This is a genomic window from Streptomyces sp. NPDC057623 (assembly GCF_042800355.1).
Classification (GTDB): Bacteria; Actinomycetota; Actinomycetes; order Streptomycetales; family Streptomycetaceae; genus Streptomyces.
Genome location: NZ_JBHVGZ010000040.1, coordinates 32,232 through 44,935, shown reverse-complemented (window position 1 = coordinate 44,935; position 12,704 = coordinate 32,232). Strand labels below are relative to the sequence as shown.

General features: G+C 72.2%; 10 protein-coding genes. 7 read left to right on the top strand and 3 right to left on the bottom strand.

The features are described 5' to 3' along the window. Nucleotides 1–44: 44 nt before the first annotated feature. Nucleotides 45–1,103 (top strand): histidinol-phosphate transaminase, encoded by a 1,059-nt coding sequence (hisC, locus tag ACFU95_RS32005; protein WP_383834645.1) that lies wholly within the window; start codon nt 45–47, stop codon nt 1,101–1,103. 12 nt (nt 1,104–1,115) lie between these two features. Here hisC and ACFU95_RS32000 read toward each other — a convergent pair whose 3' ends face one another. Then, nucleotides 1,116–2,237 carry a PP2C family protein-serine/threonine phosphatase gene (locus ACFU95_RS32000; RefSeq protein WP_383834754.1) on the bottom strand — a complete coding sequence of 374 codons (1,122 nt, stop codon included), beginning with the start codon at nt 2,235–2,237 and terminating at the stop codon, nt 1,116–1,118. 203 nt (nt 2,238–2,440) lie between these two features. Between ACFU95_RS32000 and ACFU95_RS31995 the strand changes: the two genes are divergently transcribed. Both ACFU95_RS31995 and ACFU95_RS31990 read left to right on the top strand, forming a co-directional pair. After that, entirely contained in the window at nt 2,441–5,194 is a 2,754-nt protein-coding gene (locus ACFU95_RS31995) for a SpoIIE family protein phosphatase (protein ID WP_383834642.1), read from the top strand. Nucleotides 5,195–5,320: 126 nt separating this feature from the next. Beyond that, nucleotides 5,321–6,310, top strand: coding sequence for a TIGR00341 family protein (locus ACFU95_RS31990; RefSeq protein WP_383834639.1), 990 nt, complete (start codon nt 5,321–5,323; stop codon nt 6,308–6,310). A 36-nt stretch (nt 6,311–6,346) separates the two neighbouring features. On the opposite strand, the gene ACFU95_RS31985 is transcribed toward ACFU95_RS31990, so the two are convergent. Then, nucleotides 6,347–7,675, bottom strand: a complete 1,329-nt coding sequence (locus ACFU95_RS31985; protein WP_383834636.1) for a hypothetical protein — start codon at nt 7,673–7,675, stop codon at nt 6,347–6,349. Nucleotides 7,676–7,856: 181 nt separating this feature from the next. Between ACFU95_RS31985 and ACFU95_RS31980 the strand changes: the two genes are divergently transcribed. After that, entirely contained in the window at nt 7,857–8,300 is a 444-nt protein-coding gene (locus tag ACFU95_RS31980; protein WP_383834634.1) for a DUF6325 family protein, read from the top strand. A gap of 10 nt (nt 8,301–8,310) precedes the next feature. Here the strand turns inward: ACFU95_RS31980 and ACFU95_RS31975 are convergent, their stop codons facing one another. Further along, nucleotides 8,311–9,516 (bottom strand): glycoside hydrolase family 64 protein, encoded by a 1,206-nt coding sequence (locus ACFU95_RS31975; protein ID WP_383834631.1) that lies wholly within the window; start codon nt 9,514–9,516, stop codon nt 8,311–8,313. 236 nt (nt 9,517–9,752) lie between these two features. On the opposite strand from ACFU95_RS31975, the gene ACFU95_RS31970 reads away from it, so the two are divergent. The 3 genes from ACFU95_RS31970 (at nt 9,753) to ACFU95_RS31960 (ending at nt 12,535) form a co-directional block, all read left to right on the top strand. Continuing rightward, a complete protein-coding gene (locus ACFU95_RS31970; protein ID WP_383834628.1) occupies nt 9,753–10,649 on the top strand; it encodes a PfkB family carbohydrate kinase in 897 nt (298 codons plus the stop codon). A gap of 183 nt (nt 10,650–10,832) precedes the next feature. Then, nucleotides 10,833–11,123 carry an SHOCT domain-containing protein gene (locus ACFU95_RS31965; RefSeq protein ID WP_383834751.1) on the top strand — a complete coding sequence of 97 codons (291 nt, stop codon included), beginning with the start codon at nt 10,833–10,835 and terminating at the stop codon, nt 11,121–11,123. Between the two features lie 17 nt (nt 11,124–11,140). Beyond that, complete coding sequence (locus ACFU95_RS31960) at nt 11,141–12,535, top strand: chloride channel protein (protein ID WP_383834625.1); 1,395 nt, start codon at nt 11,141–11,143, stop codon at nt 12,533–12,535. Nucleotides 12,536–12,704 lie beyond the last annotated feature (169 nt).

Here is a 12,704-nt window from a genome sequence, read left to right as displayed (position 1 = left end):
CCCCCACCACGTTCATCACGCCCGTCCGAAAGGGAGGTTGCCCCATGGGTGTGCCCACCCGGGCCGATCTGGCCGGCATCCCCGACTACATCATTCCGGGCCGGCCGCCCGGCGCGATCCTGCTCAACTCGAACGAGAACGCTCTGCCGCCGCTGCCCGCGGTGGTCGAGGCGGTCGCCGTGGCCGCCGCCGGGGGCAACCGGTACCCGCAGTGGTTCTCCGAGGACCTGGTGGCACGGCTCGCCGCCGAGCTGGGGTTTCCCGAGTCGTGGGTCGGGATCGGCTGCGGCTCGGTGAGCCTGTGCCAGCAGCTGATCCAGACGTACTGCGGCGCGGGCGACGAAGTGGTGTGCGCGTGGCGCTCGTTCGAGGCGTACCCGGTCTTCGCGCGGGTCGCCGGGGTACGCGCCCGGACCGTTCCGCTCGACTCCGGGCACCGGCACGACCTGGCCGCCATGGCGGACGCCCTCTCCCCGGCCACTCGCGTCGTCTTCGTCTGCAACCCCAACAACCCGACCGGCACCGCGGTGGGCGACCGGGAACTGCGTGCCTTCCTGGAGCGGGTCCCGAGCGACGTGCTCGTGGTACTGGACGAGGCGTACCGCGAGTTCGTCATGGACCCGGACGTGCCCGACGGCCTGCTGCTCGCCCGTGAGTACGAGAACGTGGCGGTTCTGCGGACCTTCTCCAAGGCGTACGGGCTGGCCGGCATCCGGGTCGGCTACTGCGTCGGGTCACCCGATGTCGTCTCGGCGGTGAACAAGGTGGCGGTGCCGTTCGCGGTCAGCGCCTTGGCCCAGGCGGCGGCGACGGCGGCGCTGTCCCACACCGCCGAGGTGGCCGAGCGCTGCCGGGCCGTCGCGGCGGAGCGGGAGCGCGTACGCGACCGGCTGACGGCGGCGGGCCTGTCGGTCCCCGCCTCCCAGGCGAACTTCCTCTGGCTGCCCCTGGCCGGCCGGTCGGCCGACTTCGCCGGGTTCTGCGAGGAGCACGGTGTGGTGGTCCGGCGCTTCGGCGACGAGGGAGTGCGGGTCACGGTCGGAGCGCGGGAGGACAACGACGTCTTCGTGCGGGCGGCGGAGGCGTACGCGGCCGCCGGATGACCGGCGACGGGCTCAGCCCTCCGCGGCGACGGCTCCCCGGTCCTGCGCGCCGGAGCGCCTCAGTGCGAGGGCCGCGATGTCGTCGTCGAGCCTTCCGCCGCTGTGCCGGAGCAGATCGCGGTGCAGCTGGTCGAGCAGCTCGCGGGGCTGCTCCGGGCCCTGCCGCCGCAGCCAGTCCGACAGCGGGAAGAACTGGCCGGCGTGGTCCCGGGCCTCCGACACGCCGTCCGTGTAGAGCAGCAGCTGGTCGCCCGGGGCGAAGTCGACCAGGTCGACCCAGTAGCGGTCACCGATGAGCGCCGCGAGGTTGAGGGGCGGGGAGGGGAGCGTGGGTTCCAGGACGCGGACCTTCCCGCAGTGCGCGATCAGTGGCGGGGGATGCCCGCAGTTGAGAAGTCGCATGTGGCCGCCGCCGTGCGGGACCTCGGCGAGGAGAGCGGTGGCGAAGTGCTCGGGCTGGTCCTGGGCGGTGAAGGCGGCGCTGTGGCGCGTGACGGTGGTCTCCAGGCGGTGGATGATGCCCTGGAGGTCGGGCTCGTCGTACGCGGCCTCCCGGAAGCAGCTGATCACCGCCGCGGCCGCGCCCACCGCGGACAGGCCCTTGCCCCGTACGTCACCTATGAGCAGCCGGACCCCGTGCGGTGTACCGATCGCCTCGTAGAAGTCGCCGCCGATCCGGGCCTGTTCCTGGGCCGCCAGGTACAGCGACTCGATCTCGACGTCCTCGATGCGGCGCGGCAGCGGGCGCAGCAGCACCTTCTGGGCCGCGTCGGCGACGAGCCGGACGTGGAAGAGGATGTTCTCCCGCTGAAGCCGGACATGGCTGCCGTACGCGGCCGCCAGGGTGACCGCGATGATGGCGGCCGACGTGTACTGCGTCCCCAGATCGGTGTAGAAGAAGCTGAGGACGATCATGAACACCAGGCAGAACGTCCCCAGCAGGACCGTGGGCAGCACCGGCCACATCGCGGCGGCGAGGGCGGGGGCGGCGGGCAGCAGCCGGCTGATCGCGATCTCCCTGGGCGTGGAGAACGCCAGGCCGGCGATGAGGACGGTCAGGACCACGGGTGACAGCCGGGCAGCCTGCCATCGACCGCTGTAGGCGGGACGACGGCGCCACAGCCGTGCAGACATGATCACAAAATGCATCATATCGACCTATCGGGACATACGGCACAGTAAAATCATGCGCCCGCTCACGGGAACCCGCGGCGCACGACCCCGCCCGGACGAGGCGAGCCCGTGGGACGCCCGGCCGCACAGACGCCCCAGGTCAGCCGGACAGCGACCGGGCGGGCCCCTGGCCGCTAGGGATCATCGGTGTTAAAAAGGGTCGCATGGCGAGTCGTTTCGCCCGTTTCCGACACGTACCGGCCAGGCGCCTGATCAGCAAGAGCACACGGAGCGTCGCCGGGCAGGTGTTGGTTTTCCAGGTGGCTCTGGTGGTGCTGCTCGTGGCCTGCGGCGTCTTCGCCCTCATCCTCCAGTCGGAGCGGGACACCAGTGCCGAGGCCAGGCGCCGCTCCACGGCCGTGGCCCAGACCTTCGCGCACGCGCCGGGCGTCCTGGCGGCACTGCAGGCCCCGGATCCGAGCAAGATCCTCCAGCCGCTCACCGAGGCGGCCCGCCGGGCGGCCGGAGTCGACTTCATCGTGGTCATGGACACCGACGGCATCCGGTACACGCACCCCTTGCCGGACCGGATCGGAAAGCGGTTCGTGGGCGAGATCGGGCCGTCGCTGGCGGGGAAGGTCTACGTGGAGAGCGTCGACGGTCCCCTCGGCCGCGAGGTACAGGCCACCGTCCCGATCGAGAACGCCGAGGACGAGGTGGTGGCCCTCGTGTCGGCCGGGATGAAGGTCAAGAACGTCGAGAGCCAGTTGACCCGGCAGCTGCCGATCATCCTGGGCGCCGGGGCCGGAGCGCTCGTGTTGTCCATCGGTGTGACCGCGCTGGTGGGCAGGCGGCTGCGACGGCAGACGCACAGCCTGGCACCGGACGAGATGACCGTGATGTACGAGCACCACGACACGGTCCTGCACTCCGTTCGGGAAGGAGTGCTGATCGTGGCCGCCGACGGGCGCCTGGTACTGGCGAACGACGAGGCCAGACGACTGCTGGAGCTTCCCCCGGACGTCGAGGGACGGCTCGTCACCGAACTGCGGGGCCTCGATCCCGACATGAAGACGCTGCTCGCGTCCGGGCGCGAGGCCACCGACGAGGTGCACCTCGCGGGAGAGCGGCTGCTCGCGGTCAACCAGCGGCCCACGGATCGCGACGGAGGTCCCGAGGGAACGGTGGTGACACTGCGCGACTCCACCGAGCTACAGGCCCTGACCGGCAGGGCGGAGGTGGCCCGGGAACGGCTGAGGCTGCTGTACGACGCCGGACTCAACATCGGGACCACCCTGGACGTGCTGCGCACCGCCGACGAGTTGGCGCGCGTCCCCGTTCCGCGCTTCGCGGACTTCGTCACCGTGGACCTGGCCGACGCCGTCCTGCACGGCGAGGAGCCGGCCCCCACGGCGACGGACATGCGCCGCGCGGCCGTGGCCGGCATCCGGGAGGACCATCCGCTCTCCGCGCAGGGCCGGCTGTTCGACTACCTGCCCACCACACCCCAGGCGCGCGGCTACGGCAGCGGCCGCTCCCAGCTGGTGAGCGATCTGCCGACCGCCACGGGCTGGCGCGTGCAGGACCCGGAGCGTGCCACGGCGATCATCGACTACGGCATCCGTTCCCTGATCACCGCCCCCATCCGGGCCCGTGGTGTCGTGCTGGGCATGGCCAACTTCTGGCGCGCGCAACACCATGAGCGCTTCAACGAGGACGACCTCTCGCTGGCGGAGGAGCTGGTGGCCCGGGCCGCGACGAGCATCGACAACGCACGCCGCTACACCCGCGAGCACACCCTGGCGGTCACCCTCCAGCGCAGCCTGCTGCCGCAGGCCGTGCCCGAGCAGAACGCCCTCGACATCGCCTACCGCTACCTCCCCGCCCAGTCGGGCGTGGGCGGGGACTGGTTCGACGTGATTCCCCTGCCGGGGAGCCGGGTGGCGCTGGCCGTCGGCGACGTGGTCGGCCACGGCCTGCACGCCGCCGCCACGATGGGACGGCTGCGGACCGCGGTGCACAACTTCTCCGCCCTCGATCTGCCACCCGACGAGCTGCTGAGCCATCTGGACGACCTGGTCGGGAGCATCGACCAGCACGAGGCGGCGGAGAGCGCGGCGGGCGTCGTGGGCGCCACCTGCCTGTACGGGATCTACGACCCCGTGACGCGCCGCTACGTCATGGCGCGCGCCGGGCATCTGGCGCCCGCGCTGGTCCACCCCGACGGAAGCGTCACCTTCCCGGACGTGCCGGCCGGTCCGCCCCTGGGCCTGGGCGGCCTGCCGTTCCAGACGGCGGAGCTGTGCCTCGCGGAGGGAACCCAGCTCGTCCTGTACACCGACGGCCTCATCGAGGACCGCAGGCGCGACCTGGACGTGGGCATGGAGCTGCTGCGCGCCGCGCTCACGGACCACCCCGGCCGACCGCCCGAGGAGACCTGCCGGGACGTCCTGGACAGCCTGCTCCCCGAGCGCCCCAAGGACGACGTCGCCCTCCTGGTCGCCCGCACGCGGGAACTGCCGCCCGACCGGATCGCCGACTGGGACGTACCACCGGACCCGGCCGCGGTCTCGGGGATGCGCGACGCCGTGTCCCGAAGGCTCGACGCGTGGGGCCTGTCGGAGTTCGGCTTCACCATGGAACTCATCCTGAGCGAGCTCATCACCAACGCCATCCGCTACGGCGCCGGGCCGATCCATGTGCGGCTGATCCGCGACCGCAGGCTGATCTGCGAGGTCGCCGACGGCAGCAGCACCTCACCGCACCTGCGGTACGCCGCGACGACGGACGAGGGAGGCCGCGGCCTGTTCCTGGTGTCCCAGATGGCCGAGCGCTGGGGCACCCGGTACACCCCGCAGGGCAAGGTGATCTGGGCCGAACAGGCCCTGCCCGACGTCCTCCAGCAGCCCGCCCCGGCACCGGCCCACGCGGACCCGCCCCCGAACGAAGAGGCGGCGGGCCCGGACAATCCGGCCTGACGGCGGCGGCGCACGGGACCGGCAGCGCGCTGTCCGACCCGCCGAACGCTCCGGCTCACTCGCGTACACCGTGTCCCGCACCCCGGGCCGGGCCGGCCGTGGTTACTTGGGGGCATGCTCAGCGGAGTGCGCGCCCGTGTTCTGCCGGCCTCCCAGCGCCGCTCGCTGGAGGAACTGGCCCAGGATCTGGACCTGTCGTCCGGGGACACCACGTCCAAGCGTTCGGCCTTCTGGACCATGCTGACGCTGTCGTCGGTCATCGCGGCCGCCGGCGTGCTCACGGACTCGACGGCCACCGTGATCGGCGCGATGATCATCGCGCCGCTGTCCACGCCGATCATGGGCATCGCCCTGGGCTCGGTGCAGCGCCGCCGCAACGGATCGGTCAGGATCGTCCTCCTCGCCTGCCTGCTGGTGATCGTGATCGGGACGGTCTTCTCGACGGTGCTCCCCGGCGACTACGACCTGCTCTCCAACAGCCAGATCTCGGGACGTACGTCGCCGGGCCTGATGGACCTGATCGCCGCCCTGGCCACGGGCTTCGCCGGCGCGGTGGCGCTCGCCCGACGGGACGTCGCCGCCGTGCTGCCCGGAGTCGCCATCGCGATCTCCCTCGTTCCGCCCCTGGTGGTCACCGGAGTGTGCCTGGGCCGGCTGTCGGGATGGCTCGCGCTGGGGGCGCTGATGCTGTTCGTGTCCAACGTCTTCGCGCTGGTCTTCGGCGGCATGGTGGTCTTCGCCGCCCTCGGCTACGGCACCCGGGACGACAGGGCGGCCGGGCGGCCCGCCCGCCGGGCCTACGCCGCCATGGCCCTGCTCTTCACCGTGGTGGTTGTGCCGCTGACGGCCAACACCGTCCTCACTCTCCTGCTCGACGCCTGGACCGACCGGACCAAGGACGCGGCCCGGGAGTGGCTCGCCGACGAGCAAGGCGCCTCCGTCACGAGTGTCGACGCGGAGTCCCGGACCATGTACGTCCATGTGCGCGCTCCCGGAGACCTTCCCCCGGTGGAGCCGCTGCTCGACCGGCTCGACGGACAGATCCCGGACGGGATCCCCGTCGTGGTGGACGCCTCGCGCGGCCGGCGCATCGATGCCGGCCGGGTCGGCGACTGAACGGTCCGGGTCGTACGGGATTCGCCGGGCGGACCGTCAGGCAGTGGCGGTGTCGGCCGGGGAGTCGGCGGGCGGTGCGGGGGCGTCGTCCAGGAATTCGCGGATCGCGAAGCCCGCGAGCGTGATCACCGCGGTCCACACCACCACTGCCGTGGTCGGGTAGGTCCAGGTGAACAGGACGATCGCCGCGACCAGCAGGATGGCGATCCCGATCCAGCGCTTGAAACGGTGGACGAACCGCCCGACCGCACCCGTGCGGAAGCCCGCCGACGTCGCCACGTCGCGCAGGGCGCCGATGCTCCTGCGGCAGCCCGTACGTGTGAGAACGGCGATCCGGGACGGGCCCGCGAGGAAGGCTCCGGCGGCGGTGAACAGGGCGACCGCGGCGAGTGCCCGCACGCCGGCCCGCAGGAACCTGACCAGCGCGTCGTACACGGCTCCCGCGGCCGCCTGGGAGGTACCGGGCGGCAGCCGGTCGAGGTAGACGTCACGGGCGACGGTGAGCGCGATACCCAAGACCAGCATGGCGACGAACACGGCCAGGGCCGCCCCGATCAACGCGTGCCGGCGGTTGAACGCCACGTAGACTCCGGCGGCCGCGACCAGGAGCGCGATGACGGGCAGCCAGCCGCCGAGGAGCTCCAGCACTCTCATGTAGGTCTTGATCTCGCCGATGTCCTCGGACGCGAACACCACGAAGTTCGTGTGGACCTCAGGGATCTTCGCGGCCGGTGTGAGGCCGGCGTCGACCAGCCGGTCCTTGACCCTGGCGACGATCGGCCCGATGTCGATGACGACCTGGTTGTCCTTCAGCTTGACCGCGCCCTCGCCCTCGCCGGTCAGCGCCTCGTCCAGCGCCGCGTGCGCCCGGCGGTTGGCGTCGACCCAGACCGTCTGGAAGGCGCTGCTGGTGACCACCCGGTGCACCGTGTTGGCGACCAGCTGGTTGAGGCCGCTCTCGATCGGGCCGTCCAGGTTCTTCAGCAGGTCGGCGGCCCGCGGGGGCACGCCCTGCGCCGATGCCGCGTCCGTCAGCTGCTGGACCAGCGCGTCCACGTCGACGCGCTCCAGTACGGCGGAGGTGACCCGGTTGGTGACCGCCTCCTGCACATCGGGATTGCTCGCCAGTGGCCCGACGGTCGCGACGTAGCGGTCCGTGTCCTGCACGATGCTGTTCGCCCACACCGCGACGACGGACAGCAGCGACAACAGCGCGGCGAGAAGGATCAGCAGGCCGGCGCCCAGCGACCGGAACGGGTGGTGCCGCGGCGGCCCGACGACCTCCAGTGCGGCCACCCGGCTGCGCAGTGCCTCCAACTCGCCGCGTTCCTGGCCCGAGAGCCGTCCGTCACCGCTGTCGCTCATGGTCACCAGCAGATGCGCGCGGCCCCCGACGCGCCACATGGGCGGACCAGGCGGGTGAACGGCGTTCGGAGGTGCGAAGGGCACGCCCCGATGCTGCAATTGAGGTGCGCGCCCCGACGCCGAGGCGGGCGGGTCACCGGGGGCAGCCGCGAGCACGAGTACGAGCATCAGAGGCGACACCGTGAGCGACGAATTCGACGAAGTGGGCCCGATCGACTACCTGGTCGTGGAGTTCCCCGGCAACCGGATGACAGGCGAGGGCTTCCCCCTCCTGCTCGATCTCGTGGACCGCGGTCTCATTCGGATCATGGACCTGGTGTTCGTCAGAAAGGACGAGGACGGATCCGTGACCGGCATGGAGATCGCCGATCTCACCGGCGACGGCGCGCTCGACCTGGCCGTCTTCGAGGGCGCGTCGTCGGGTCTGCTGGGCCAGGACGACATCGACGAGGCCGGCACCGCGCTGGAACCCGGCAGTTCCGCCGGGATCCTGATCTACGAGAACCTGTGGGCCGCGCCCTTCGCCGCGGCCCTGCGCCGTGGTGGTGCCAGGTTGGTCGCTTCCGGGCGGATCCCGGTGCCCGACCTCGTCGCCGCCCTCGACGCGACCGACGCCGCCGGCTGACCCCGGGTGATCAGTTGAAGGGGTCGAGGGTGAGGTGGGCCTGGCCCGGATTGCCGTCGTGCACGAGGGACTCGTGATGGCCCACGTCGTCGAAGGCGAACGCGTACGCCTTCCCGTCGGCCATCTGTGCGTGGATCTTGCGGGCGTAGTGGTTGGTGACGCCGTCCTTGTAGAAGGCGTCGGCGCTGGAGTCGGGCTGGTCGGGGTTGACCAGCAGCGTGGAGCGGTTGAACCCGGCGCACAGTGTGCGCGAGATCGGGCCGCGTACCAGGTCGTTCGGTGCGTCGAGCTTCCTGTGGCAGCCGAAGACGGAGGAGGCGTCCGGCTTCTCGAAGCGGGTGACCACGGTGCCGGCGGCGTCGGTGAAGTTCATGACGCCGCCGGTGACCCGGCCGAAGTACCGGGTGCCGGGCTGGTCGGCGAACGGCGTGATGGTCAGCGTGGCGGTGGAGTACTTCTGCCAGACGCGGTTGACGTAGTCGTCCATCACCGAAGCGGGCAGCGCGCCGGTCTCCAGTCCGTACAGCGGCGACAGGGCGCGCAGGACCGTGCCGTCGGGGCGGGTCTGGATCAGGTTGGCCCAGCCTCCGGGTTGTCCCCTGAGGGCGTTGAAGAAGCCGTTGTACCCGCCCGCCCTGAGCCGGCCGGTGCTTGCGGTGCTGCCGTCCGCTCGCCGCACTCCGACCGAGTACGGCGCGGAGAACATGTCGACCTGCGTGCTGTTGATCCACAGGCCGGCGTCGTTCAGCGTGTACTCCGACCAGTTGAACAGGATGTTCCGGTTCGGGTCGGTGGGGTTCTGCACGGCGGGTTGGACCAGGCCGCCGGTGGTGAGCCTGAACACCAGCTTCTGGCCGTAGGAGAAGTACACCCGCCCGGAGAACTTCGGCATGCGGATCGTCGTGGACTGCCCCGCCGCCGGGCCCGGGATCGCGGCGTCCGGCGCGGGGGTCGGCGGGTTCCCGCCCGTCGGCCAGGGGTGGAACGTGCCGTTGGCGTCGCCCCACCCCTGCCGTCCGGTCGTCAGTTCGGTGCCGAGGTTGTAGATGTACACCTGCTCGCCGCGGGACGAGTTGTTCGTGATCTTCAGCGGGATGGTCGCCGGGACGGCCGCGTGGGCCGGCGTGTCCGCTCCGGTCGCGAGCAGTGTGCCGACGAGGACCGTGGCGAGGGCCGACCCCACGGCCGCGGCCCGGCGTTCGAGTGTTCGTAACATGCTCTGTCTCCGTTCGACGATGGCCGATCGAGAAGGTTCTGAGAGCGCTCTCAGCGTTGCGCGCTGGTATGGACCTGTCAATGAACGGAGCGAATGTCGCCCGCGCGTCGGCCATGGCCCCGCACCGGGCCGGCCACGGAGCCCGTTCGGACCGCCGGCCGTGGCAACGTCCGGGCGGATACCGTGGCAGGCCCTGCGACAGGGCCGCATGCCCGGCCGAAAGAGGGTGCTCGCGGATGGAGCCGCACACGAGGGGCCGCCCCAGGGGCCTGTTCGTCGGCCTGTGCACGCTGGATGTCGTCCAGCTCGTGGATCACGTACCGGCCCCCGACGAGAAACTGACGGCTTGTCAGCAGGTCGTGGCGGCCGGCGGTCCGGCGACGAACGCGGCCGTGGCCTTCGCCCACCTGGGCGGCGCGGCGTCGCTGCTCACCGCGATCGGTTCCCATCCCCTGGGACAGGCGATCACCGCGGACCTGGACCGGGCGGGCGTGAGCGTGTCCGACCTGGCAGCGGACTCGGTCCAGCCGCCTGCCGTGTCCTGCGCCCTGGTCACCGCGTCCAGCGGAGAACGCGCCGTCGCCTCGACCAATGCCACGGGGCACCGGCTCACTGCGCCCGACGATCTCGACACGTGGCTGGCAGCCTGCGACATCGTCGAGTTCGACGGCCACCACAGGGAGCTGGCTCAGGCCACCGCCCGGGCCGCGCGGGCCGCCGGTCGCCGGACGGTGCTCGACGGGGGCAGCTGGAAGCCGGGTACGGAGAACCTGCTGCCGTCGATCGACGTGGCCGTCTGCTCGGCCGACTTCCGCCCACCGGGCACGGACACCGCGACGGACACCCTGCGGTTCCTGCGGGACCACGGGGTCGTGTGGTCAGCCGTCAGCCGCGGAGGACACCCCATCATGTGGGCGGGCCCCGACGGCGCCGGGACCGTGGAGGTGCCCCCCGTTCGGGTCGCGGACACGCTGGGCGCGGGTGACGTCCTGCACGGCGCGCTCACCCACCACCTCGCCGGACAGCGGCAGCTGACCGCACACGGCTTCGCCGAGGCCCTGCGTGCCGCGGCCACGGTGGCCTCGCGGGCGTGTGCCTCGTTCGGCACCCGGGCCTGGATGCGGGACGGGTGACGGCGTCGCGTACGAGCGGCGACGCCCTGGTACGGCATCCGCCACAGCGGCAGTCGTGGGTGCGGGCGCGCAGTCACAGCGGACATGCAGCGGGCCGGGCCGAGTGCTGCAATGGCCACAGGAGCTGTTCCTCCGGCTGTGCCCCTTCCACACGGCGCACGGATCACAGGGGAGATGAGTGACATGCCAGGACTCCTGCGCGGGGTCGCCCGCACGGCCGTCATCTCGGGGACGGCCACGGCGGTGTCCAACCGCGTCTCACGGCGGCAGGCGGGCCGGTGGGCCGAGCAGGACCGCGAACAGCAGCTCGCCCACCAGCAGGAAGCCCCGCCGCCCGCGACCGCCGCGGCGCAGCCGGTCGCCGACGAGATGACCACCAAGATCGACCAGTTGAAGCAACTGGGTGACCTCAAGGCCCAGGGAGTACTCACCGACGAGGAGTTCGAGGCCCAGAAGCGCCGGATCCTCGGCTGACCCGGAGGGAACGGGTGGTGCACGAGCCGCGGCCTCCGACCGCCCCCGGTACGCAGCCGGCAGAGGCCGACCGGCTGCGTGACCTCCTGCGCAGCCCGGCCTACCAGAGGGCGCTCGTCTTCTCCGCGCTCATCGGCGTCCCGGTCTCCCTCGCCGCGTTCTGGTTTCTCGCGGGCCTGCATGAACTGGAGCACCTGGTGTGGGCCGACCTGCCCGCGGGGCTGGGGTGGGACACCCCTCCGTGGTGGTGGCCGTTGCCGCTGCTGACGCTCGCCGGCATCGCCGTCGGCCTTGTGGTCCGGCACCTGCCGGGCGCCGGCGGCCACGTCCCCGCTGCCGGTCTGCACTCCCCGGGTCTGCCCCTGGCCGCCCTGCCGGGAGTTGTCCTCGCGGCCTTGGCCAGCCTGCCGCTGGGCGCCGCCCTCGGCCCCGAAGCCCCGCTGATCGCACTCGGTGGCGGTCTGGCCCTGCTCTTCGCACGGCTCGCCCGTGCCCCGGTCACGTCGCAGAGCACCGCTCTCGTCGAAGCGGCCGGTGCCGCGGCGGCCCTCCCGGCGATCTTCGGCAATCCGCTGGTCGGAGCGGTGATCCTCATCGAGGTGGCCGGAGTGGGCGGGCCGCGACTGTTCGCCGTGATGCTGCCGGCGCTCCTGTCCAGCGGGATCGGCTCGCTTGTCTTCACCGGGTTCGGCCGCTGGACCGGCCTCTCCACCGGCGACCTCTCGCTCACTCTGGGGGTGCCGTCGCCCCGCCTCGACGCCGGGGACGTGTTCTGGTCGGTGCCCATCGCCGTCGCGCTCGGGCTCGTCCTGCACCTGGTCCTCGGCACCGGGCGCCTGACCGCGGTGTTCGTCTCGAGACGACCTGTCGCCCGTACGACGGTCTGCGCGCTGGCCGCCGGTGTGTGCGCCGCGGTGTACTCGCTGGCTGCCGACCGGTCGCCGACGGACGTGGCGTCGTCCGGTCAGGCGACGCTGGCCCAGCTGGCCGATGACCCCCATGCCTGGGGCGTCGGTGCCCTGGTCGCCGTCCTGCTGTGCAAGGCCGCGGCGTACGCGCTGTGCCTGGGCAGTCTGCGCGGCGGCCCCGTCTTCCCCGCGCTGTTCCTGGGGGGCGCGGTGGGTGTTCTGCTGGCGCCGCTTCCCGGGCTGGGAGTCGTGCCGGGACTGGCGGCGGGCATGGCCGCGGCGGCCGCGGCAGCGCTCCGCCTGCCGGTGAGCAGTGCGGTGCTGGTCGTCCTGGTCATGGGGAGCGCCGAGATGACCCCCGTGGTGATCATCGCGGCGGTCGTGGGGTTCGCGACGGCCCAGCTGCTGCCGCCCGGCCGTACCGTGCCGCCGCTGGGCCAACACGCCGGGGCACCGGCCGACTCGACGCCCGAGGCGCCGAGCGGGCCTCCTGAGCGCGGCTGACCGACCGGGGCCGCGACCGGGCCCCTCCACCGCCGCGCGGACCTGCCGCCGCGGACGCCGGGGTGCGTGCCCCGGCCGGGCGGCCGACAGTGGAAACGGGGGCCCGCGCCGAAGGAGCTCCCATTACGGATCTCCGACACCACCCCCTACCAAGGGCGTCCCGCCCCCC